The sequence below is a fragment of the Bradyrhizobium sp. SHOUNA76 genome (assembly GCF_023006445.1).
In the GTDB taxonomy this organism is placed as follows: Bacteria; Pseudomonadota; Alphaproteobacteria; order Rhizobiales; family Xanthobacteraceae; genus Bradyrhizobium.
This window is the reverse complement of sequence record NZ_JALBHA010000004.1, coordinates 29800-53021: the sequence shown is the minus strand read 5'-3', so window position 1 is coordinate 53021 and position 23222 is coordinate 29800. Positions and strand designations below refer to the sequence as shown.

General features: G+C 63.3%; 18 protein-coding genes. 12 read left to right on the top strand and 6 right to left on the bottom strand.

What is annotated here, in order from left to right; genetic code table 11:
• Nucleotides 1–5 precede the first annotated feature (5 nt).
• The 6 genes from MOV74_RS01580 to MOV74_RS01555 all read right to left on the bottom strand — a co-directional run bounded on the left by MOV74_RS01580 (nt 6) and on the right by MOV74_RS01555 (nt 6174).
• Nucleotides 6–854, bottom strand: coding sequence for a transketolase (locus tag MOV74_RS01580; protein ID WP_246916944.1), 849 nt, complete (start codon nt 852–854; stop codon nt 6–8).
• Complete coding sequence (locus MOV74_RS01575) at nt 829–1866, bottom strand: aminoglycoside phosphotransferase family protein (protein WP_246916940.1); 1038 nt, start codon at nt 1864–1866, stop codon at nt 829–831. The genes MOV74_RS01580 and MOV74_RS01575 overlap by 26 nt, the downstream gene beginning before the upstream one ends.
• Nucleotides 1863–2474, bottom strand: a complete 612-nt coding sequence (locus MOV74_RS01570; protein ID WP_246916937.1) for a hypothetical protein — start codon at nt 2472–2474, stop codon at nt 1863–1865. The genes MOV74_RS01575 and MOV74_RS01570 overlap by 4 nt, the downstream gene beginning before the upstream one ends.
• 5 nt (nt 2475–2479) lie before the next feature.
• A complete protein-coding gene (locus MOV74_RS01565) occupies nt 2480–3481 on the bottom strand; it encodes an NAD(P)-dependent oxidoreductase (protein ID WP_246916935.1) in 1002 nt (333 codons plus the stop codon).
• A gap of 27 nt (nt 3482–3508) precedes the next feature.
• Nucleotides 3509–5074 carry a PfkB family carbohydrate kinase gene (locus MOV74_RS01560; protein WP_246916933.1) on the bottom strand — a complete coding sequence of 522 codons (1566 nt, stop codon included), beginning with the start codon at nt 5072–5074 and terminating at the stop codon, nt 3509–3511.
• Between the two features lie 83 nt (nt 5075–5157).
• Nucleotides 5158–6174, bottom strand: coding sequence for an SDR family oxidoreductase (locus tag MOV74_RS01555; protein WP_246916930.1), 1017 nt, complete (start codon nt 6172–6174; stop codon nt 5158–5160).
• 165 nt (nt 6175–6339) lie between these two features.
• Between MOV74_RS01555 and MOV74_RS01550 the strand changes: the two genes are divergently transcribed.
• The 12 genes from MOV74_RS01550 to rpoC all read left to right on the top strand — a co-directional run bounded on the left by MOV74_RS01550 (nt 6340) and on the right by rpoC (nt 23194).
• On the top strand, nt 6340–6927 hold the full coding sequence (locus tag MOV74_RS01550; protein ID WP_246916927.1) for an SIS domain-containing protein: 588 nt from the start codon (nt 6340–6342) through the stop codon (nt 6925–6927).
• A 12-nt stretch (nt 6928–6939) separates the two neighbouring features.
• Complete coding sequence (locus MOV74_RS01545) at nt 6940–7959, top strand: lysylphosphatidylglycerol synthase transmembrane domain-containing protein (protein ID WP_246916925.1); 1020 nt, start codon at nt 6940–6942, stop codon at nt 7957–7959.
• Nucleotides 7960–8044: 85 nt separating this feature from the next.
• Nucleotides 8045–9313, top strand: a complete 1269-nt coding sequence (locus MOV74_RS01540) for a class I SAM-dependent methyltransferase (protein WP_246916922.1) — start codon at nt 8045–8047, stop codon at nt 9311–9313.
• A gap of 368 nt (nt 9314–9681) precedes the next feature.
• Nucleotides 9682–9873 carry a preprotein translocase subunit SecE gene (secE, locus tag MOV74_RS01535; protein ID WP_007602984.1) on the top strand — a complete coding sequence of 64 codons (192 nt, stop codon included), beginning with the start codon at nt 9682–9684 and terminating at the stop codon, nt 9871–9873.
• A complete protein-coding gene (gene nusG / locus MOV74_RS01530) occupies nt 9873–10427 on the top strand; it encodes a transcription termination/antitermination protein NusG (RefSeq protein ID WP_007602985.1) in 555 nt (184 codons plus the stop codon). The genes secE and nusG overlap by 1 nt, the downstream gene beginning before the upstream one ends.
• Nucleotides 10428–10568: 141 nt before the next feature.
• Nucleotides 10569–10997: a 50S ribosomal protein L11 gene (rplK, locus tag MOV74_RS01525; RefSeq protein ID WP_006611824.1), complete on the top strand. Its 429-nt coding sequence runs from the start codon at nt 10569–10571 to the stop codon at nt 10995–10997.
• A 6-nt stretch (nt 10998–11003) separates the two neighbouring features.
• Nucleotides 11004–11696 carry a 50S ribosomal protein L1 gene (rplA, locus tag MOV74_RS01520; protein WP_014494487.1) on the top strand — a complete coding sequence of 231 codons (693 nt, stop codon included), beginning with the start codon at nt 11004–11006 and terminating at the stop codon, nt 11694–11696.
• 89 nt (nt 11697–11785) lie between these two features.
• Nucleotides 11786–12739 (top strand): 2-hydroxyacid dehydrogenase, encoded by a 954-nt coding sequence (locus tag MOV74_RS01515; RefSeq protein WP_246916919.1) that lies wholly within the window; start codon nt 11786–11788, stop codon nt 12737–12739.
• Between the two features lie 579 nt (nt 12740–13318).
• Nucleotides 13319–13837 carry a 50S ribosomal protein L10 gene (gene rplJ, locus MOV74_RS01510; RefSeq protein WP_246916917.1) on the top strand — a complete coding sequence of 173 codons (519 nt, stop codon included), beginning with the start codon at nt 13319–13321 and terminating at the stop codon, nt 13835–13837.
• A gap of 54 nt (nt 13838–13891) precedes the next feature.
• Nucleotides 13892–14269, top strand: coding sequence for a 50S ribosomal protein L7/L12 (gene rplL, locus MOV74_RS01505; RefSeq protein WP_028152883.1), 378 nt, complete (start codon nt 13892–13894; stop codon nt 14267–14269).
• Nucleotides 14270–14750: 481 nt separating this feature from the next.
• Complete coding sequence (rpoB, locus tag MOV74_RS01500) at nt 14751–18869, top strand: DNA-directed RNA polymerase subunit beta (RefSeq protein ID WP_246916914.1); 4119 nt, start codon at nt 14751–14753, stop codon at nt 18867–18869.
• A 128-nt stretch (nt 18870–18997) separates the two neighbouring features.
• Nucleotides 18998–23194: a DNA-directed RNA polymerase subunit beta' gene (rpoC, locus tag MOV74_RS01495; protein WP_246916909.1), complete on the top strand. Its 4197-nt coding sequence runs from the start codon at nt 18998–19000 to the stop codon at nt 23192–23194.
• The last annotated feature ends 28 nt before the right edge of the window (nt 23195–23222 follow it).

Genomic DNA, 23222 nt, shown 5'->3' with positions numbered 1-23222 from the left:
GCCGATCAAAAATCGCCGACGGCGACGCGGATGGCGTCGAGCTCGCTGTCGGTCAGCTTGTTCTTGTGATGCCAATCGGCGTTGGATTCTGCAGCCGGCAGACCCTTGCCCTTGACGGTATGGCAGATGATGGCAGTCGGTTTCCCGGCAACGGCCGGGACCTGCTTCAGCACGGTGCGCAGGGTGCCGACGTCGTGGCCGTTGAGCTCCTGCACGGCAAAGCCGAAGCTGCGCCATTTGTCCGCGAGCGGCTCCAGCGGCAGGACGTAGTCGGTCGGCCCGTAGCTCTGGAGCTTGTTGTAGTCGATCATCGCGACCAGATTATCGAGCCCGTGCTTGGCCGCGCCCATGGCGGCCTCCCACACCGATCCCTCGTTGATCTCGCCGTCGCCGAGCAGGACGAAGGTCCGGTAGCTGCGCTCGCGCATGCGGGCGGCGAGCGCAAGACCGACGCCGATCGACAGACCATGCCCGAGCGCGCCGGTCGACGCCTCGACCCCCGGCACCATGCCGTATTCGGGATGTCCGCCCAAAATGCTGTCCGGACCGCAGAAGCCGTCCAGCTCCGACAGCGGGAAGAAGCCGCGATCGGCGAGTAGCGCGTAGAGCGCCAGACAACCGTGTCCCTTGCTGAGGATCGCGCGGTCGCGATCGGGATCGCGCGGATTTTTCGGATCGATCCGCAGCACATCGTCGTAGAGCACGCGCACCATCTCGATCAGCGACAGGGCGGGTCCGACATGTCCGCGTCCCGCAGAACGGACAGAACCGAGGACCAGGCGGCGCAAATAAAGACTGCGCTCGTCCAGCGTGCAGGTGAGGGCGGCTTCAGCGTGGGGTGAGATCTGGATCACGTTGGCAAATCGTTTGATGGAGCCGGCGGGCTTTGTCGAGCTGGCCGGCAAGGCGGACCGTCAGATCGCCACCTTGCGCAGCCAGGGCGCGCCGGGAGCGGCTTTCCGGCAAATAAGCATTCAGGACAATCAGGCACCAAATCGCCCCGAACACAGGATACAGTACGTCTCGGCGGATCGCAAACGCGTCATCCCCAGCCTCGAAGGCGCGCGAGAGCCGTTCGATCAACCGGTTCGCGCTGGCCTCCGGCAGATCGCTGCCGGGATGAATCGCGGTGTCGGACACGAGCTTGACCGGATCGTCCCAGCCGAAATATTCAAAGTCGATGAAGCGCAGCCTGCCATCTTCGGTGCGCAGCGCGTTGTGCAATCCGAAATCCGACGGGCTCAATGCGCGATGGGCCGGTGCCAGGTCCGCTGCGGGATCCCGGCCCAGTTCCGCGTAGCGGCGACGGAGCCGCTGAATGGCGGCGGCAGTGCTGGGAACCAGGTTGCCATCGATGAACGCGCGCAGGTCCGGATGATCAACCGAGGCCCGTCTTAGTCCGTCCAGACGCTGCTCGTATTGGGCGACGGCTTCCTCGGGCGAAAAGATGCTGGCTGAGGCGTTCCGCAAAGTCTGCGCACCCTCGGCCTCGCGCAGCTTCTGCAATTCGATCAGGAAGTCGGCCAGCTGGTCGGCATCGCCGTCCTGGGGGCGCAGCACCGCCGCTTCGCCGTCGAACCATTGATACAACGCGCAGAACGTATCCGCGTCCTTCGCGACCGGGCGCGGTGTCGAGATGATGCCGTGGCGCGACAGAAACGACAGCGCGTCATATTCCTGTCCCAGGCGATCGCGCCCGTCGGACGGATATTGCTTGAGGGCGAGGGGCGGACCCTCCGCCATCTCCAGCCGAAACACCCTGTTGTTGCCGCCGGACCGCGCCGGTTGAGCGCCCGCGACCCTTGCCCCGGAGAGGCGGCTGCCGATCGAGATCGCATCCTGCGCGCTCAGGTCCGGCTCGCTCATTGCGCGAACACTCCGCGGCTTATATCCGCCCAGGTCGCGATCGGCTCGCAATGCTCGGGATGGGGAGGCCGCGACTGCGTGAACAGGATCGATCGCGTCGCCTTCGGAAAATGCGGCTGCTCGAAGACATCGACGAGATCGTCAATGAAGATATCGAGCTCAAGGCTCGCGAGCCGCTCCACCTTGGCCGCCAGCGTGTCCTCGAAATAGACATTGCCCGACGCCAACGCCGCATCGGCGACGTCGATGAGGCCCGCGCCCTTCAGCCAGCCGCGCGCGGCCTCGCGCAGATCGACGTGCTCCGGGTCCTGGTGACCAAACTGGGTCTTGTGGCTGACGATGTAGACGCTCGCGCCGGCCTTGCGGCAGCTTGCGAGAAACTCGCGGACACCGGGATAGATCTCGGCGCCGCCGATGCCCTTGCCGTAGACAAAGCCCTGCAGCCCCTGCCAGGCAAGCTCACCGCCGGCGCGGGACCGCAACAGATCCCGCAACTCGGTCTTCAGCCCGACCCAGCCCTCCGGCACCAGCCCACGCTGGCGCGCGGCGGCGGCAAAGACCTTGTCGTAGCAGATGATCGTGTTGTCGAAATCGATGCCGATCCGCACGCCGCTCACTTCAGGCTGATGTTCTGCATCATCTTGATGTTGAAGTACCGGGGATCGTTCAGCGAGTTCGGCAGGCGGCCGGCCTTGAAGGCGTCCACGAGTCCGGACACGGCCTGCTCGATCGTGTGCGTCGGCGCAAATCCGAGCTCGCGGCGGATCTTCTCCGAGGAGACGTGGTAGGAGCGCAGATCGTCGGTCGGCTCGACGGCCACGTCGACGTTGTTTCCGACCACCGATTTGACGATGTCGGCGATCTTCATCAGCGAGTGGTTTTCGTAGCCGATATTGTAGGTCTTGCCGTCGATCTTCGCGTCATCCTGCTGAAGCAGGAACAGATAGGCCGCCGACATGTCCTCGATGTGCAGATTGGGCCGCTTCTGCGTTCCGCCGAACACGCGGATGCGGCCGGTGTTGACCGCGAGGTTGGTCAGGATGTTGACGACGACGTCGAGCCGCTGCCGCGGCGCGTAGCCGCAGACGGTGGCCGGACGAACCGTGCAGGTGACGAAGCCGGACGCGGCCTCTTCGGCGAGGTCGGTCTCGCACATCGCCTTGAACTTGGAGTAGTCCGTGAGCGGCTCGCAGGACAGTTCCTCGGTCACCTCGGCCTCGTCCTTGATGCCGTAGACGCTCGACGAGGAGGCATAGATGAAGCGCTTGATGCCGGCCTTCTTCGCGGCGCGCACCATCGGACGGAAGCAGTCGTAATTGATGGACTTGCCGAGCCCCGGATCCAGCTCGAACGAGGGGTCGTTGGAGATGCAGGCGAGGTGGATCACCGCGTTGTTGCCGCGCAGGGCCTCGTTGATCGCGGCCTCATCGCGGATGTCGCCCTTGATCAGGCGCAGGTTCGGATTGTCGCGAACGGCGTTGAAGACGTCGTCACCGTACATGAAGAGGTCGAGCACAGTGACCTTGTGGCCGGCCGCCAGCAACCGGGGAACCAGTACGCTGCCGACATAGCCGGCACCACCGGTGACCATCACGTTCCATTTCTGATCAATCACTGTCGTTCTCCAAATTTCTCGTTAGCGTCACTTCAACAAGGCGGTGACGAATTTGACCAGCGGCGCCTTTTCGACCGAGCTGCGGTGACCGACGATGCCGACCTTGATCGCGCCTGCCGCGTTACCGATGAAGGCGACGTCCTCGATATTGCCGCCGGCCGCCACCAGCGGCGCCGTAATCGTCAGGAAGGCATCGCCGGCGCCGACCGTGTCCACCACGGTCTTGGTGAAAGCAGGCACGCGCGCGACGCCGGTCTTCGACGAGAAGGGGTAGCAGCCGAAGGAGCCGTGCGTGATGATCATGTTGTCGCAATCGATCTTGCCGTGCAGGCCGTCCTCGATCACCGACGCGATGTCGTTGAATTTGTCGGTCGCGGCCAGGCGCGCTTCCGGCGCGTCGATGCAGACGTAGTCGGCCCGCGGATACTTCGTGATCAGATTGTAGCCGTGGTTGCCGCTGTTGCTCTGGGCGTTGACCGCCAGGAATTTGGAATTCGCGATCAACGTGTCGATCGTGCTGGATGCGATCATGCCGTGACCGAAATCGGTGACGATGACCACGTCCGCGCCGCGCACGCGTTCCGCGGTGACCCTGTCGATCTCCTTGCGCGCGGTCTCGTCCAGTGGCGTGTCGTCCATGGTGTAGACTTCGAACAGCTTGTGCAGATAGCCCAGCTCGACGTACCGCAATTTGCGCGTCGTCGGGCGGCCCTGAATGCGGATCGGCGTGAGCGTGACATTCGGGCGGACATGCGCGCGAATGAATTCTTCGGGGTAGTCGTTGCCACCCAGCGTCGTGACGATCTCCACCGACTTGCAGAAGCTCGCCACGTGATTGGCCGCGGCAATGACGCCGCCGGCAAATTGCTCGCCATTCTTGAACAGCGTAGCGACGATGTTCTCCTTTGAAGCCTTCCCGAGCGCCGTGACGTACTGGTATTCGTCGATGATGGTATCGCCGACCAGCACGACGTGCATGTCCTGGATCTTGTCGATCAGCTTCAGCAGGCGTTCGGCGCCGCCGCCTTCGCGCACCTTCTGGAGGTAGTCGCGCAGGGGCGGATCGTAGATGTCGAAGTAGCGGTTCAGCAGCGACGACGAGCTGAAGGTCACGTCGCGCGTGAAGACGACTCGCCCGCCGTGACGTTCGACGGCCTCGCGCTCGGTGGCGATCTTGCCGGTGACGTCATCCTCGGGGTTTTCGTAATCCGAGCCCTTCACGTAGATGTCGGGGCGCACGGTATCGAGGACCGGCTCGGCGCTGGACGTCCGGTTGATGCCGACCCAGTCGACCGTGCCGAGCGCGGCCAGCATCTCGGCGCGCATGTTCTCCGGAAAGATCGGCCGCCCCGGGCCCTTGTTGACGAAACGGTCGGCGGTGATTGTCACGATGACCACGTCGGCCTCGTTGCGCGCCGCCAGGATGTGCCGGACGTGGCCGAGATGCACCAGATCGAACACGCCGTGGCACAACGCGACGGTCTGGCCCTTTGCCTGCGCGGCGCGTGCAACCGCGCCGAGGTCCTCGATCGTCTTGATCTTCTCGTGCGGTGCCGGATGGCCGTTCGGCTTGTCTGTCGGAGCATTACCCATGTGAATTACCCAAAGCGCCGGCAGGTCTCAGATGGCCGGCCCGAAATTGATCGACTCGCAGCAACGATATCCCGCGAACCTGTTCAAGAGCTTGCCTTCTGCGGCGAGCCATTGTCGTCACCGAGATATTTGAACCAGTCCTTGGTGGCGTCGGCAATCTTGTCGACCGTCCAGAGGGGCGCGTCCTTGTACTGATCCATCGATTTCAGCATCGTCGCAACGCCGTCCTCGAATTTCACCTTCGGCGTCCAGTTCAGGACCCGTTTGATCTTGGTGATGTCGGCGTAGGTGCAGTCGGGTTCGCCCGGACGCTTGGGGATGTGCACCTTGTCGCCGCCGAGAAGCTCGACCAGCCGGTTGACGCTGTAGGTGTTGTCCGAGCCAACGTTGAATATCTCGTGCGAAATATCGGAGCGCGCGGCGGTCACGAAGGCGTCGGCGACGTCGCTGACGAAGGTGAAGTCGCGCGTCTGCTCGCCGTCGCCGACCACCGTGAAGGGCTTGCCGGCAAGCTTCTGCGCCATGAACACGCCGAATACGGCACCGTAGGTGCCCGTGGTGCGATGGCGCGGCCCATACACGTTGAACAGGCGGAGCGCGACCGCGGGCAGCTTATAGACCTGGCACCAGTGCATGACGCACTGCTCGCCGAGATTCTTGGTAAGGGCGTAGGGATACATCGGCCGGATCTCGGCGCTCTCGGGCGTCGGATAGACGTCGGGAATGCCGTAGCAGGATGACGATGCGGCGTAGACGAAGCGCTTGGCGCCCGCATGCCGTGCCGCCTCGAGAACGTTGACCGTGCCGTCGACATTGGCGCGATGATACGGGATCGGGGACTCGATCGAGGGAACGATGTCGGCCAGCGCCGCGAGGTGGAAGACCCAGTCGATCCCCTGGAAATACGGCTTGATCGATTCCAGGTCGGTGACATCCGCCCGCACGACCTTCAACTGGCTCGAATTGGCCCGCGAAGCCAGATTTTCGGGGCGGCCGATCACAAAATTATCGAGCGCGATGACCTCATGGCCATCATCGAGGAGGCGATCGACGAGGTGACTTCCGATGAAACCTGCGCCACCGGTGACAATGCATTTCATGGGGAACATCCGTGACGCGAATGCCCAGCGAAACAGGCCCGCCAATGTTAAGGGAAACTCGAAAGCCGACTATCAGCCGCTCGCCAACTTTGCAAGCATTATACCTTTGCAATCCCTAGTAATAGCCGGTATCAGGGCGTCATGTTGCAGCCGAGCCGCCAGCCCATGCCTGTCGAGTCCGTCGATCCCGATCACAAGGCTTTCCTCGACGATTATGTGGGGCGCCTCCATCGCGCGACGGCGATTGACGATGGCGTTTTTGCCGGGATCTCCGCCACCCGCACCATCTGGTTGCGCACGCGCGAGCAGGGCGGCCGCGTCATCTTCATCGGTAATGGCGGCTCGGCCGGCATCGCCTCGCATCTGGCGATTGATCTTGCGAAGAACGCATCGGTGCCTGCGCTCTGCTTCAGCGACGCGAGCATGATGTCGTGCCTTGCCAACGACTACGGGTTCGAGGATTGGATCGCGCACGCCGTGCGGTTGAACGCACGTGCCGGCGACTGCCTCGTCGCGATCAGCTCGTCGGGACGCTCGAAGAACATCCTCAATGCGGTTGCGCAGGCGCGGACGATGAAGCTCGACGTGATCGGGCTGTCGGGCATGAATGTGGACAATCCGCTGCGCAATCTCGGCGACGTCAATTTCTGGGTCGACAGCCGCAGCTACAACATTGTCGAGACCACGCACCAGTTCTGGATGATGGCCGCGATCGACCTCGTCATCGGTCGCGCGGAATATCCGGCATCCTGAGGCGGGCATCCGATGCAGTCGCGGTTCAAACAGGCGGCCCTGTTTTCGGTAAAGCTGCTGCTGTCGATCGCCGTGCTGGTCTACATCGCGCGCGGTCTCGACCTGCAACGGTTGCGCAGCCATCTCGTCTCGGTCGATCCTTTCCTGTTCGTCCTCGCACTGGCGCTGATCTTCTTCCAGACCTTCGTGCTCAACGGCCGGTGGGAGCTGATCATGCGCGCGCTCGGCGTGTCGCTGGACTGGCTCGCGGGCTGGCGGATCCTCATGATCAGCCTCTGGTTCAATCAGGTGTTGCCGTCGTCGGTCGGCGGGGACGCGGTGCGGATGTGGCTGCTGCGCCAGCGTGGCGTGCAGTGGCCGGAGGCGGTCAAGGGCGTTGCGGCCGACCGTTTCACGGCATTGATCGGGCTGATCGTGCTGATGGTGGCCGGATTGCCGTTGCTGCTATCGCGCGTGTCCAATCAGGCCGCGATCCTGGCCATCGGCGGGCTGACGCTGGCAGGCGTCGCCGGCACCGTGGTGCTGTTGACGCTCGACCGTCTGCCCAGGCGCCTCATTGCGCATCCGGCGATCGCAAGCTTCGTCCGGTTCGGAACGCTTGTCAGGTTTCTTCTCCTGCAGTCCGAGCGCCGCGCTCTGCTGTTCGGATCGGCGCTCCTCATCCATCTCGTGACCGCGGCGGCCTGCTACGCCTTGGCGCGCGGTGTCGGAGCGCAGCTCTCGGTGCTGGACGCCGTCGTCCTGATTCCGCCGGTGGTGCTGTTGACGGCCGTCCCGATCTCGATCAGCGGCTGGGGCGTTCGTGAGGGAGCGATGGTCGCCTGCCTCGGTCTGGCGGGCGTGCCTTCCGAGGAAGCGCTGTCGGTGTCGCTCCTGCTGGGCGCCATCAGCGTGATCATCGGGCTCGTCGGCGGCGCGATCTGGCTGGCAAGCCCGGAGCGCGGCTCGTATTCCGCGGACAAGGCTGCCAAGGCGGCGGAGGAAGGCCCCAGCTACGACGGGCTGGGCAAGGAAGTCTCGAGCCACCCATGACCCTTTTCAGCTCGTTGCTGCAGGTCTGGTTTTCACAGGGTGGGATTGCCTCACCCGCCCGCGCATCTCATTTTTCGGTTCCACGATGAAAAATCTGTTCTACGTCCGCCATACCTGCCGCCTCTGTCATTCGGACAAGCAAGAGCTGGTCGTCCCGATGGCAGGCATGCCCATCGGCACGCCGAACTTCCAGGTCCCGGACGCCAGCGTCGACGATCCCGTGTTCCGGGCCGCGGTGCCGATGGCGCTGCATCTGTGCCGGGATTGCGGTCATCTGCAGATCCTCCATGTCGGCAATCCGGAGATCCAGTACCGCAACTACGTCTACACCACCTCGCTCTCGCTCGGCCTGCGCGAGCATTTTGCTGGCTATGCCAACGACGTCGTCAGCCGCTTTGGTATTACGCCGGGCTCGCTGGTCGTCGAGCTCGGCAGCAACGACGGATCGTTGCTCGGGTTCTTCAAAGAGCGCGGTATGCGGGTGCTGGGCGTCGATCCCGCCGTCGACATCGCGCGGCGCGCGACGGAGGCGGGGATCGAGACCATCGGCGATTTCTTCACCGATGCCATCGGTCACCGCATCCTGCAGAGCCACGGTGCGGCGAGCGTCGTGATCGCCAACAACATGATCGCCAATGTCGACAATCTCGACCCACTGGTGATCGGGGTTCGCGACGTGCTGGCGCCGGACGGGTTGTTCGTCTTCGAAACGCAATACGGCGTCGACGTCACCGAGAAGAACCTGCTCGACACCGTCTATCACGAGCATCTGTCGTATTTTAACATCAAGCCGCTGATCCGTTTCTTTGCCCGGCTCGGCATGGAGCTGATCGACGTCCAGCACATCTGGACCAAGGGTGGCTCGATCCGCGTGACCGTGCAGCGTGCCGGCGGCGCCAAGAAACCGTCGGCCGAGGTCGCGCGCTTCGTTGCCGAGGAGGAACGGCTCGGCGTCGATCAGCCGGCCTATTATGCACCCTACGTGAAGCGGATCGCCGCCATCCGCGACGAGTTGGTCGCGATGGCTGATGCCGCCCATGCGCGCGGGCAGCTCGTTGCCGGCTACGGCGTCTCGGTCGGCACCACGACCCTGCTGCCGCAGTTCGGCCTGGAGAACAAGATCGACTTCCTGGTGGACGACGACCCCAAGAAGGGGAACGTGATGGCCGGCCCGGGTTATGACATCCCGATCCTGCCGCCCGCCGCCCTTTACGAGCGCAAGCCGGCATTCGTCGTCGTTTTCGCCTGGCGCTATGTCGACCCGATCCGGGCCAAGCACGCCCGCTATTTCGCCGAAGGCGGAAAGTTCGTGGTGCCGCTGCCGGGCACTTCGATGGTCGACCGGGCGGACTGACCGCGCGAGGCGCCGAAGAGGCGAGCGCTCCATTGGAGCGTTCTGAAGGAACCGGCCGGAAGCTGCGGTCAGGCCTTGCGAGGGTGGGCAGATAAGTTCTTGATTCGCCTGGGCTCTGCTCTGACGCCCGGGAAGGGCGGCTCGTCGAGGCGAGTCCCCTATATCTTGACCTTTGGTCCTATCCGCAGTAGATACCCCGCACTCGCAGCCGGCCCGTTAGACGCGGATCTCCGGCGCGGCTTTGAAATCCCCGAACAATCGAGCCCGGTTTCCGGCTCATCCTTCGAGACAGAGGGCTGGGCCAACGGCGGCTGTTCGGATCCCTGAAATTCATTCGCGTCTGTCGACGGACGTTGGACATCAAAACGATGGCAGTCAGCCCGTTCAAGTTCTTGCAGGAAGTACGCTCGGAGACGGCCAAGGTCACCTGGCCAACCCGCCGCGAGACCACGATCACCACCATCATGGTGTTCGTCATGGTCGCCGTGGCCTCGATCTTCTTCTTCGCCGCCGACCAGATCATCCGGGTCCTCATCACCTTCCTTCTGGGCATTCACTGATGGCAACAGCAACCGCTCAACTGTCTGACAAGCGCTGGTACATCGTCCACGCCTATTCGAACTTCGAGAAGAAGGTCGCCGAATCGATCCGCGAGCAGGCCAAGCAGCGCGGGCTCGAGGAGCTGTTCGAGCTGGTGCTGGTTCCGACCGAGAAGGTCACGGAAGTGCGCCGCGGCCGCAAGATCGACGCCGAACGCAAGTTCTTCCCGGGCTACGTGCTGGTGAAGATGAAGCTGACCGACGAGGCGTTTCATCTGATCAAGAACACGCCGAAGGTCACCGGCTTCCTCGGCGCCGAAAACAAGCCGATGCCGATCTCGGAGGCCGAAGCCATGCGTATCCTGCACCAGGTGCAGGAGGGCGTGGAACGGCCGAAGGCGTCGGTGTCGTTCGAGATTGGCGAGAACGTGCGCGTGGCCGATGGCCCGTTCGCCTCGTTCTCGGGTGTCGTCGAGGAAATCGACGAGGCGCGCTCGCGCGTGAAGGTCGCGGTGTCGATCTTCGGCCGGGCCACGCCGGTCGAACTGGAATTCGGTCAGGTCGAGAAGGTCTGACCGTTTGTCTCCCTCTCCCCGCAAGAGCGGGGCGAGGGAGAAGAGAGGCCGTGGGAGGACGAGGGCGGTTGCCAGCCGCCTGTTGATCCCGACCACGAACCTGAAACCGCCGGCGACATGCCGGCACAACAGGAGTGATACATGGCAAAGAAAGTGACCGGATACCTGAAGCTTCAGGTCCCGGCCGGTGCGGCGAATCCTTCGCCCCCGATCGGTCCCGCGCTCGGTCAGCGCGGTCTCAACATCATGGAGTTCTGCAAGGCGTTCAACGCGCAGACCCAGAAGGAAGAGAAGAACACCCCGATTCCCGTCGTGATCACGATCTACGCCGATCGTTCGTTCACGTTCGAGATGAAGACGCCTCCGATGTCGTTCTTCCTCAAGCAGGCCGCCAAGATCCAGTCCGGCTCGAAGGCGCCGGGCCGCGACAAGGCCGGCAAGGTGACCAAGGCGCAGGTGCGCGAGATCGCCGAGAAGAAGATGAAGGATCTGAATTGCGACTCGATCGAATCGGCCATGAAGATGGTCGAGGGCTCTGCCCGTTCGATGGGTCTGGAAGTGGCGGGGTAAGCGGTCATGGCAATCGGAAAGCGTTTGAACAAAGCCCGCGAAGGTGTTGACCGCGAAAAGCTTTATCCGCTCGCGGACGCCATCAAGATGGTCAAGGAACGCGCGAAGGCGAAGTTCGACGAGACCATCGAGGTCGCGATCAATCTCGGCGTCGATCCGCGTCACGCCGACCAGATGGTCCGTGGTGTCGTGACCCTGCCGAACGGCACCGGCCGTACGCTCCGCGTCGGCGTGTTCGCCCGTGGCGCCAAGGCTGATGAGGCCAAGGCTGCGGGTGCCGACGTCGTCGGCGCCGAAGACCTGGTCGAGAAGGTGCAGAACGGCTCGATCGATTTCGACCGCTGCATCGCCACCCCCGACATGATGCCGCTGGTCGGCCGTCTCGGTAAGGTGCTCGGCCCGCGCGGCCTGATGCCGAACCCGAAGATCGGCACCGTCACCATGGACGTCACCGGTGCGGTGAAGGGTGCCAAGGGCGGCTCGGTCGAGTTCCGTGTCGAGAAGGCCGGCATTCTGCAGGCCGGTGTCGGCAAGGCCTCGTTCTCCGAGGAGAAGCTGGTCGAGAACATCAAGGCTCTGGCCGATGCTGTCTCCAAGGCCAAGCCCGCCGGTTCCAAGGGCACCTACATCCAGCGCGTTGCGGTGTCCTCGACGATGGGCCCGGGCGTGAAGGTCGAGCCGGGCACCATCCTCGGCTAAGTCTGGAAATTGCATGACGCGAGGGGCGGAATTGGGCAACCGATTCCGCCCCTCGTCGTTTGTGAGGGCTTTCACCGGAAACAAGAACAATGGCTGACAAGGTCCTGATCTATTCGCGCTTTCCCAAGTCGATGATGGCGCGGTTCGCCGAACGGTTCGAATTGCTCGACACGGGCGGCAAGCCCGCGCCAGAGGTGTTTTCGGCCGACGAACTCGGCGACGTCCGTGCGATGCTGACGGCGGGCGGCTCGCCGCTCGGTGCGGAGGGGATGGACCTGTTTCCAAAGCTCGGCGCCATCGTTTGCTACGGCACCGGCTATGACGGTGTCGACCTGAAGGCGGCAGCCAGCCGCAATATCGCGGTCGCCCACAGTCCCGGCGCCAATGCGGCCTCGGTCGCCGATATCGCGATGACCCTGATGCTGGCGACGACGCGTCGGATCCTGGTGGCTGACCAATATGTCCGCAGCGGCGACTGGGCCGCCTCGAAGCAATCGCCGATGATGCGCCCGCAAGCCGGCATGCCCGGCCGCCGCATCGGCGTCTACGGCATGGGCGAGATCGGCCGCAAGATCGCGGCGCGCTGCGCCGCTTTCGAGAGCGAGGTCGGCTATTTCAGCCGCAGCAAATACGATCTGCCCTATCAATACTTCCCAACGCTGGAGGCACTGGCCGACTGGTGCAGCGTGCTGATGATTGCGGTCCGGGCAGGGGCCGAGACCCAGCATGTCGTCAATGCCGGCATCCTGAGGCGACTGGGCGTAGACGGCTACGTCGTCAACATCTCCCGCGGCTCGGTGATCGACGAGAATGCCCTGGTCGCGGCCCTCACAGACAAGACCATCGCTGGCGCCGGCCTCGACGTCTACGAGAAGGAACCGCACGCGCCCGATGCGCTGACGGCGCTTCCCAGCGTGGTGTTCGCCCCGCATATCGGCGGCCACACCCTCGAATCGCACGTTGCCATGCAGAACTGTGTGCTGGCGAACCTGACCGCGTTCTTCGCGGGCCGGCCGCTGCCCCATGCGGTCAAATCGGCCTGAATCGGTCCTTATCGGCCCGGGTCAAGCGCCCGCGGCAACAGATTGGAACTGGTGTGAATTTTGCTCTTGGCAAGCACGCCCGGAGCGGTTAAAGAACCGCCTCCGGACGTGCCGGCCTCGGCTGGCGCGTTCGTGCACGCATTCCAAAACCCGACACGACAGGAGATCATTCCTTTTCAGGACGTCCGAGAGGATTTGCCCGAAAAGGAAGGAAAACCCGTCAGTTGGTGGAATGTGGGCAGAGGTCGGGCGGTTCGCCGGCTGACCTTGTCCTGTCCAAGACTGCAGGCGCCCGCGGGGAATTTCGATTTCTCAACGGCTTAATCGCATGGCCTGCATAGACGGGTGAAGACCGGATTTCACTTCGCATCCAGCTTTAAGGGCTGGCTTTGCGAAACGGGTCTGGTTCGGACCTCGACACGCCGTGGGCCCTAGGGCTCCCGGAGGGCAGGCTTTGAATCGTCGTTTTGCCCGGCGTGTCCTCAGGGTTTTGCCCCGAGGTTCAGGTTTGGGTGGGACGATGGGTGCAACCCGGCGGTCCCGCTTCTCGCGATGACCGCCAACCGGAAAGAGCTTGCTGTGGAACGAGCGGCAAAAAAGGAAGCGGTCGAACAGCTCAATGGGGTCTTCAAGACCACGAGCGTCGCGGTCGTTGCCCAATATTCCGGCCTGACCGTTGCCCAGATGCAGAAGCTGCGTACGCAGATGAAGCAGGCTGGCGCCTCGGTGAAGGTCTCGAAGAACCGTCTCGCCAAAATTGCTCTTGAAGGCACTGACGTCGTTGCCATCGGTCCCATGCTTAAGGGGCCGACCGTGATCGCCACTTCGAACGATCCGGTAGCGGCGCCGAAGGTCGCCATCGAATTCGCCAAGGCGAACGAAAAGTTCGTCATCATCGGCGGCTCGATGGGGAAGACCGTCCTGAATGTCGACGGCGTGAAGGCGCTTGCCTCGCTGCCGTCGCTTGACGAACTGCGCGCAAAGATCGTCGGCCTGCTTGTGGCCCCGGCGACCAAGATCGCTCAGCTCGCCAACGCGCCCGCGGGCAAGCTCGCGCGCGTCATCCAGGCTCATGCCTCAAAGGGCGAAGCGGCCTGACGCCCTTCGCAAAACTCAAACCCGAACCAGACATATACGTAAGGAAACTGAACAATGGCTGACCTGCAGAAGATCGTTGACGACCTCTCGAGCCTCACCGTGCTCGAAGCTGCCGAACTCGCGAAGCTCCTCGAAGAGAAGTGGGGCGTTTCGGCTGCCGCGGCTGTCGCCGTGGCCGGCCCGGCTGGTGGTGGCGCTGCTGCCGCTCCGGCTGAAGAGAAGACCGAGTTCACGGTCGTTCTCGCCGCCGCCGGCGACAAGAAGATCGAAGTCATCAAGGAAGTCCGCGCCATCACCGGCCTGGGCCTGAAGGAAGCAAAGGACCTCGTCGAGGGCGCGCCGAAGCCTGTCAAGGAAGGCGTGAACAAGGACGAAGCCGAGAAGATCAAGGTCCAGCTCGAGAAGGCTGGCGCGAAGGTCGAGCTCAAGTAAGCGCAAGCTTGCTGGTACGAGGTCCCGGGTGCGCATCAAGCGGCGCCCGGGATCTTGGCTCCCCTCAAGAGGGTGGGCCAGATGCAAAAGGCGTGCGACGGAACGTCCCGACGCGAGCCGAACACGAAAAAGTGTAGGGATTAGAGGGTTTACCCCTCGAATCTGCACTATTGTCGCCCCATATCGGTTCGACAGCACGAAAGCGCGGTGGGCAGGGGTGATTTCCCTGTAAGCCGTTGGGAGAGCAAGCTATTTCGGGCTTTTGCAGTCCGTGAAGACGATCGTTGTGACGGGCGGGCGTGCCTATGCGCCCCGCGCGTCGTTTTGCGTTTTGAAGGTCTGAAGAACAGATTCAGGACATGACGGCCTGAAACTGGATTTTCGGTTCCTCAAGACGGGTTCGAAAAATTCAACCCGGGGAGCGGCGGCAGCTGCGTCCTGGACGGCGCGCCCAGTGCGGGCGACGAAATGAGAGGCCACGATGGCGCAGCAGACATTCACCGGTCGCAAACGCGTTCGCAAGTTTTTCGGACACATCAAGGAAGTCGCCGAGATGCCGAACCTCATCGAGGTTCAGAAGGCGTCCTATGACCAGTTCCTGATGGTCGACGAACCCCAGGGTGGCCGTCTCGACGAGGGTCTGCAGGCGGTGTTCCGCTCGGTGTTCCCGATCTCCGACTTCTCGGGCACCTCGATGCTGGAATTCGTCCGCTACGAGTTCGAGCAGCCGAAATATGACGTCGACGAGTGCCGCCAGCGCGGCATGACCTTCGCGGCCCCCCTGAAGGTGACGCTGCGCCTCATCGTGTTCGATATCGACGAGGAAACCGGTGCGAAGTCGGTCAAGGACATCAAGGAGCAGGACGTCTACATGGGCGATATCCCGCTCATGACGATGAACGGCACCTTCATCGTCAACGGCACCGAGCGCGTCATCGTCTCGCAGATGCACCGGTCGCCCGGCGTGTTCTTCGATCACGACAAGGGCAAGACCCATTCCTCGGGCAAGCTGCTGTTCGCCGCCCGCGTCATCCCGTATCGCGGCTCCTGGCTCGATATCGAGTTCGACGCCAAGGACATCGTCTATGCGCGTATCGACCGTCGCCGCAAAATTCCGGTGACCTCGCTGATGTTCGCCCTCGGCCTCGACGGCGAGGCGATCCTCAGCACCTTCTACAAGAAGATCCTCTACAAGCGGACCAAGGAAGGCTGGCGCGTTCCGTTCGACGCCAACCGTTTCCGCGGCTACTCGACCGTCAACGATCTGATCGACGCCGATACCGGCAAGGTCGTGCTCGAGGCCGGCAAGAAGCTCACCGTCCGTGCCGCCCGCCAGCTCCAGGAGAAGGGGCTGAAGGCGCTGCGCTTGTCCGATGAGGAGCTGGTCGGCAATTACGTCGCCGAGGACCTCGTCAATCCGAAGACCGGCGAGATCCACGCTGAAGCCGGCGAGGAGATCACCGACAAGCTGATGAAGGGGCTCAACGAGCACGGCTACAAGGAACTGCCGCTGCTCGACATCGACCACGTCAATGTCGGCCCCTACATCCGCAACACGCTGTCGGCGGACAAGAACATGACGCGCGAGGATGCGCTGTTCGACATCTACCGCGTGATGCGTCCGGGCGAGCCGCCGACGCTGGATTCGGCGCAAGCCATGTTCCAGTCGTTGTTCTTCGACGCCGAACGCTACGACCTCTCCGCGGTCGGCCGCGTCAAGATGAACATGCGCCTCGACCTCGATGCGCCCGACACCCAGCGCACGCTGCGCAAGGAAGACATCCTCTCCGTCATCAAGACGCTGGTGGATTTGCGCGACGGCAAGGGCGAGATCGACGACATCGACCATCTCGGCAACCGCCGTGTGCGCTCGGTCGGCGAGCTCATGGAGAACCAGTACCGCATCGGCCTCCTGCGCATGGAGCGCGCGATCAAGGAGCGCATGTCCTCGGTCGACATCGACACGGTCATGCCGCAGGACCTGATCAACGCGAAGCCGGCGGCTGCCGCCGTGCGCGAGTTCTTCGGCTCCTCGCAGCTCTCGCAGTTCATGGACCAGACCAACCCGCTGTCGGAGATCACCCACAAGCGCCGCCTGTCGGCACTTGGACCGGGCGGTCTGACCCGCGAGCGCGCCGGCTTCGAGGTGCGCGACGTGCATCCGACGCATTACGGCCGCATCTGCCCGATCGAGACGCCGGAAGGTCCGAACATCGGCCTGATCAACTCGCTCGCGACCTTCGCGCGCGTGAACAAGTACGGCTTCGTCGAGACGCCGTACCGCAAGGTCAAGGACGGCCGCGTCACCGACGAGGTCGTGTATCTCTCGGCGATGGAAGAGGGCCGCTACACGGTCGCGCAGGCCAACGTGCCGCTCGACCCGAAGGGCCGCTTCACCGAAGACCTCGTGGTCTGCCGTCACGCCGGCGAAGTTTTGCCGGTGACGCCTGACAAGGTCGACTACATGGACGTGTCGCCGAAGCAGCTCGTTTCGGTCGCCGCGGCGCTGATCCCGTTCCTCGAGAACGACGACGCCAACCGCGCGCTGATGGGCTCGAACATGCAGCGCCAGGCGGTGCCGCTGGTTCGCGCCGAGGCGCCGTTCGTCGGCACCGGCATGGAAGGCGTGGTTGCGCGTGACTCGGGTGCCGCGATTGCGGCGCGCCGTTCCGGCGTGATCGACCAGATCGACGCGACCCGCGTCGTCATCCGCGCCACGGAAGATCTCGATCCGACCAAGTCGGGCGTCGATATCTACCGGCTGATGAAGTACCAGCGCTCCAACCAGTCGACCTGCATCAACCAGCGTCCGCTGGTGAAGGTCGGCGACATCGTCAAGAAGGGCGACATCATCGCCGACGGTCCCTCGACCGATCTCGGTGAGCTCGCGCTGGGGCGGAACGTGCTCGTCGCGTTCATGCCGTGGAACGGCTACAACTTCGAAGACTCGATCCTGCTCTCCGAGCGGATCGTGAAGGAAGACGTGTTCACCTCAATTCATATCGAAGAATTCGAGGTGATGGCCCGTGACACCAAGCTCGGACCCGAGGAAATCACCCGCGACATTCCGAACGTCTCGGAAGAAGCGCTGAAGAACCTCGACGAAGCCGGTATCGTCTACATCGGTGCGGAAGTGCGGGCCGGCGACATCCTGGTCGGCAAGATCACGCCGAAGGGCGAGAGCCCGATGACGCCGGAAGAGAAGCTCCTGCGCGCCATCTTCGGCGAGAAGGCTTCCGACGTTCGCGATACCTCGCTGCGCGTTCCTCCGGGCGTGCAGGGCACGATCGTGGAAGTGCGCGTGTTCAACCGTCACGGCGTCGACAAGGACGAGCGTGCGCTGGCGATCGAGCGGGAAGAGATCGAGCGTCTGGCCAAGGACCGCGACGACGAGCAGGCGATTCTGGACCGCAACGTCTACAACCGTCTTGCCGAGCTGCTCGAGGGGCGTCAGGGCATTGCCGGTCCCAAGGGCTTCAAGAAGGACACCAAGATCACCCGTGCGGTGCTCGAGGAGTATCCGAAGTCGCAGTGGTGGCTGTTCGCTTCGCCGAACGACAAGCTGATGGCCGAGATCGAGGCCATGCGGAAGCAGTACGACGAGTCGAAGAAGGGGCTTGAACAGCGCTTCCTCGACAAGGTCGAAAAGCTGCAGCGCGGTGACGAATTGCCGCCCGGCGTGATGAAGATGGTCAAGGTCTTCGTCGCGGTGAAGCGCAAGATCCAGCCCGGCGACAAGATGGCCGGCCGCCACGGCAACAAGGGCGTGGTGTCGAAGATCGTGCCGATCGAGGACATGCCGTTCCTCGAAGACGGCACGCATGCCGACATCGTGCTCAATCCGCTGGGCGTGCCCTCGCGCATGAACGTCGGACAGATCCTCGAGACCCATCTCGGCTGGGCCTGCGCCGGCCTCGGCAAGCGTATCGGCCAGACGGTCGATGCCTATTTGTCGAAGCAGGACATCAAGCCGCTGAAGGAAACCTTGAAGAAGGTCTACGGCGAGGACGAGACGATCAAGTCGCTCAACGACAACGAACTGATCGAGCTCGGCCACAACTTGAGCCGCGGCGTGCCGATCGCGACGCCGGTGTTCGACGGCGCCAAGGAAGCCGACATCGAGGAGATGCTGAAGCTTGCCGGTCTGGACGCTTCGGGCCAGTCGACCGTCTATGACGGCCGCACCGGCGATCCGTTCGATCGCAAGGTGACGGTGGGCTACATCTACATGCTCAAGCTGCACCATCTGGTCGACGACAAGATCCACGCGCGTTCGATCGGTCCGTACTCGCTCGTCACCCAGCAGCCGCTGGGCGGCAAGGCGCAGTTCGGCGGCCAGCGCTTCGGCGAAATGGAGGTGTGGGCGCTCGAGGCTTACGGCGCGGCGTACACGCTCCAGGAGATGCTGACGGTGAAGTCGGACGACGTCGCCGGCCGCACCAAGGTGTACGAGGCGATTGTGCGCGGCGACGACACGTTCGAGGCCGGTATTCCGGAATCGTTCAACGTGCTGGTCAAGGAAATGCGCTCGCTCGGCCTCAACGTCGACCTGCACAACTCCAAGGTGGGACCGGCGCCGACGTCGGAAGCGGCCGAGTAATCGACCTGTTCATGCCCGGCCTTTACGGCCGGGCACCGGCGCCCCGCCCGAGGCCTTGAGGGCAGGGCGCCCCGCTAAGTGATTTTCGAATTTGCGGCCGGAGGCGACCGGCATGCGAGGAGAAGACGATGAACCAAGAAATTATGAATCTCTTCAACCCGACGACGCCGGCTCAGGTCTTCGACCAGATCCGGATCTCGATCGCGTCTCCAGAGAAGATTCTGTCCTGGTCGTACGGCGAGATCAAGAAGCCGGAGACCATCAACTACCGTACCTTCAAGCCCGAGCGCGACGGCCTGTTCTGCGCCCGCATCTTCGGGCCGATCAAGGATTACGAGTGCTTGTGCGGCAAGTACAAGCGCATGAAGTACAAGGGCATCATCTGCGAGAAGTGCTCGGTCGAGGTCACGCTGTCGCGCGTCCGGCGTGAGCGCATGGGCCATATCGAGCTCGCAGCCCCCGTCGCCCACATCTGGTTCCTGAAGTCGCTGCCCTCGCGCATCGGCCTCTTGCTGGACATGACGCTGAAGGATCTCGAGCGGATCCTCTATTTCGAATACTACGTCGTGCTCGAGCCGGGACTCACCGCGCTGAAGGACCGCCAGCTGCTGTCGGAAGACGAGTATCTGAAGGCGCAGGACGAGTACGGCCAGGATTCCTTCACCGCCATGATCGGCGCGGAAGCGATCCGCGAGCTGCTCAAGGGCATGGACCTCGAGAAGCTCGAATTGTCCTTGCGCGCGGAGATGCAGGAGACCGACTCCGATATCAAGCACAAGAAGCTGGCCAAGCGCCTGAAGATCGTGGAAGCGTTCCGCCACTCCGGCAACAAGCCGGAATGGATGATCATGACCGTGGTCCCGGTGATTCCGCCGGACCTGCGTCCGCTGGTGCCGCTCGACGGCGGCCGCTTCGCGACCTCCGACCTCAACGACCTCTACCGCCGCGTCATCAACCGCAACAACCGCTTGAAGCGGCTGATGGAGCTGCGTGCGCCCGACATCATCATCCGCAACGAGAAGCGCATGCTTCAGGAAGCGGTCGATGCGCTGTTCGACAACGGCCGCCGCGGCCGCGTCATCACGGGCGCCAACAAGCGCCCGCTGAAGTCGCTCGCCGACATGCTCAAGGGCAAGCAGGGCCGCTTCCGCCAGAACCTGCTCGGCAAGCGCGTAGACTATTCGGGCCGTTCGGTGATCGTGGTCGGTCCCGAGCTGCGCCTGCATCAGTGCGGCCTGCCGAAGAAGATGGCGCTCGAGCTGTTCAAGCCGTTCATCTATTCCCGGCTTGACGCCAAGGGCCTGTCCACCACCGTGAAGCAGGCGAAGAAGCTGGTCGAGAAGGAGCGGCCCGAGGTCTGGGACATCCTGGACGAGGTCATCCGCGAGCATCCGGTGCTGCTGAACCGCGCGCCGACGCTGCATCGTCTCGGCATCCAGGCGTTCGAGCCGGTGCTGATCGAGGGCAAGGCGATCCAGCTTCACCCGCTGGTCTGCTCCGCGTTCAACGCCGACTTCGACGGCGACCAGATGGCCGTGCACGTCCCGCTGTCGCTCGAAGCGCAGCTGGAAGCGCGCGTCCTGATGATGTCGACCAACAACATCCTGCATCCCGCCAACGGTCAGCCGATCATCGTGCCGTCGCAGGACATCGTGCTCGGCCTCTACTACGTCTCGATCATGCGCGAAGGCCTGCCCGGCGAGGGCAAGGTGTTCGGCGAGATGGCTGAGCTCGAGCACGCGCTGCATGCGAAGGTCATCCACCTCCACACCAAGATCAAGTACCGGTGGGAAGGCATCGACGAGACCGGCAAGATCTCCAAGCGCTGGATCGAGACCACCGCCGGCCGCGTCATGCTCGGCAATCTGCTGCCGAAGAACCCGCGCGTCCCGTACGAGATCATCAACAAGCTGATGACCAAGCGCGAGATCTCGGGCGTCATCGACCAAGTCTACCGCCACTGCGGTCAGAAGGAGACGGTGATCTTCTGCGACCGCATCATGGCGCTCGGCTTCTACAACGCGTTCAAGGCCGGCATCTCGTTCGGCAAGGACGACATGGTCGTACCGCACTCCAAGTGGAAGATCGTCGACACCACCCGTACGCTGGCGAAGGATTTCGAGCAGCAGTACAACGACGGTCTGATCACCCATGGCGAGAAGTACAACAAGGTCGTCGACGCCTGGTCGAAGGCCACGGAAGAAATCGCCAAGGCGATGATGAAGGAGATCTCCTCCACCAAGAAGACGGCGAGTGGAGCGGATGCCGACATCAACTCGATCTACATGATGGCTCACTCCGGTGCCCGCGGTTCGCCGGCCCAGATGCGCCAGCTCGCCGGCATGCGCGGCCTGATGGCCAAGCCGTCGGGTGAGATCATCGAGACGCCGATCATCTCGAACTTCAAGGAGGGCCTCTCGGTTCTCGAGTACTTCAACTCGACCCATGGCGCCCGCAAGGGTCTCGCGGACACCGCGTTGAAGACCGCGAACTCGGGCTACCTGACCCGTCGTCTGGTCGACGTGGCGCAAGACTGCATCATCACGCAGAGCGATTGCGGCACCAAGCTCGGCATCAAGATGCGTGCCATCGTCGATGCCGGCACCGTGGTTGCTTCGCTCGGTTCGCGCATCCTCGGACGCACGGCCTGCGAAGACATCCGTGACAGCTCGGGCAAGGTGATCATCAAGCGCGATACGCTGATGGAAGAAAGCCATCTGGACGCCATCCAGCAGGGTGGTGTGCAGGAGGTGAAGATCCGCTCGGCGCTGACCTGCGAACTCGTCAACGGCATCTGCGGCAAGTGCTACGGCCGCGACCTCGCCCGCGGCACGCCGGTCAACCACGGCGAAGCGGTCGGCGTCATCGCGGCGCAGTCGATCGGTGAGCCGGGCACCCAGCTCACCATGCGCACCTTCCACATCGGTGGTGCGGCGCAGCTGAACGAGCAGTCGTTCGTCGAAGCCAACTTCGACGGCAAGATCGTGATCAGGAACAAGGCCATCGCCCGCAACAGCGAAGGTCACCTGGTCGCAATGGTGCGCAACATGGTGGTGGCGATCGTCGATGCCGACGGCACCGAGCGTGCGACGCACCGCGTCCAGTACGGTTCGCGCCTGCACATCGACGAAGGCGACATGGTCAAGCGTGGCCAGCGCATCGTCGAGTGGGACCCGTACACCCGTCCGCTTCTCACCGAAGTGGAAGGCACCATCGGCTTCGAGGACCTGATCGAGGGTCTGTCGATCTCGGAAACGCTCGACGAAGCCACCGGCATCGCCAAGCGCGTGGTCATCGACTGGCGCTCGACGCGTGGCGGCGCGGACCTGCGTCCCGCCATCGTGGTCAAGGGCAAGGACGGCAAGGTGCTCAAGCTCGCCCGCGGCGGCGATGCCCGCTACATGCTGTCGGTCGACGGCATTCTGTCGGTCGACATCGGAGCCAAGGTCCAGGCGGGTGACATTCTCGCCCGTGTCTCGACCGAAAGCGCCAAGACGCGTGACATCACCGGCGGTCTGCCGCGGGTGGCGGAACTGTTCGAGGCACGGCGTCCGAAGGACGCGGCGATCATCGCCGAAATCTCGGGCACCATCCGGTTTGGGCGCGACTACAAGAACAAGCGTCGCATCTCGATCGAGCCGATGGACAAGACCGACGAGGCGCGTGAGTACCTGATCCCGAAGGGCAAGCACATCCACCTTCAGGACGGCGACGTCGTCGAAAAGGGCGATTTCATCGTGGAAGGCAACCCGGCGCCGCACGACATTCTTGCGGTCAAGGGCATCGAGGAACTCGCGGCCTATCTGGTCAACGAGATCCAGGAGGTCTACCGGCTTCAGGGCGTGCTCATCAACGACAAGCACATCGAGGTGATTGTCCGTCAGATGCTCCAGAAGGTGGAAGTCACCGACCAGGGCGACACGGACATGATCTCCGGCGAGCAGGTCGACAAGATCGAGTTCGACGCGCTGAACGAGAAGGCCAAGGAAGAGGGCAAGAAGATCGCCACGGGTACGCCGGTTCTGCTCGGCATCACCAAGGCGAGCCTCCAGACCCGCTCGTTCTTCTCGGCGGCCTCGTTCCAGGAGACCACCCGCGTCCTCACGGAAGCGGCGGTCAACGGCAAGGTCGATCCGCTCGAAGGCCTCAAGGAGAACGTCATCGTCGGCCGGCTGATCCCGGCGGGCACCGGCGCTTCCATGGCCAAGATCCGCGAAGTCGCCGTGAAGCGCGACAATATGATCCTGGACGAGCGCGAGAAGCAGGCGGCCGTCGTGTCGCCCGCGCCGGAAGCCGAGCTTCCTGCGCTGCCGCCCGCGGAATGATGGTTCATCCGTAGGAATACCGAGGACA

Bases quoted from the DNA above. Each gene is read 5' to 3' on its own strand.
- MOV74_RS01575 (WP_246916940.1), bottom strand. From the start codon at position 1,866: ATGAGCGAGCCGGACCTGAGCGCGCAGGATGCGATCTCGATCGGCAGC.
- MOV74_RS01560 (WP_246916933.1), bottom strand. From the start codon at position 5,074: ATGGGTAATGCTCCGACAGACAAGCCGAACGGCCATCCGGCACCGCAC.
- MOV74_RS01555 (WP_246916930.1), bottom strand. From the start codon at position 6,174: ATGAAATGCATTGTCACCGGTGGCGCAGGTTTCATCGGAAGTCACCTC.
- MOV74_RS01550 (WP_246916927.1), top strand. From the start codon at position 6,340: ATGCCTGTCGAGTCCGTCGATCCCGATCACAAGGCTTTCCTCGACGAT.
- MOV74_RS01545 (WP_246916925.1), top strand. From the start codon at position 6,940: ATGCAGTCGCGGTTCAAACAGGCGGCCCTGTTTTCGGTAAAGCTGCTG.
- MOV74_RS01540 (WP_246916922.1), top strand. From the start codon at position 8,045: ATGAAAAATCTGTTCTACGTCCGCCATACCTGCCGCCTCTGTCATTCG.
- secE (WP_007602984.1), top strand. From the start codon at position 9,682: ATGGCAGTCAGCCCGTTCAAGTTCTTGCAGGAAGTACGCTCGGAGACG.
- nusG (WP_007602985.1), top strand. From the start codon at position 9,873: ATGGCAACAGCAACCGCTCAACTGTCTGACAAGCGCTGGTACATCGTC.
- rplK (WP_006611824.1), top strand. From the start codon at position 10,569: ATGGCAAAGAAAGTGACCGGATACCTGAAGCTTCAGGTCCCGGCCGGT.
- rplA (WP_014494487.1), top strand. From the start codon at position 11,004: ATGGCAATCGGAAAGCGTTTGAACAAAGCCCGCGAAGGTGTTGACCGC.
- MOV74_RS01515 (WP_246916919.1), top strand. From the start codon at position 11,786: ATGGCTGACAAGGTCCTGATCTATTCGCGCTTTCCCAAGTCGATGATG.
- rplL (WP_028152883.1), top strand. From the start codon at position 13,892: ATGGCTGACCTGCAGAAGATCGTTGACGACCTCTCGAGCCTCACCGTG.
- rpoB (WP_246916914.1), top strand. From the start codon at position 14,751: ATGGCGCAGCAGACATTCACCGGTCGCAAACGCGTTCGCAAGTTTTTC.
- rpoC (WP_246916909.1), top strand. From the start codon at position 18,998: ATGAACCAAGAAATTATGAATCTCTTCAACCCGACGACGCCGGCTCAG.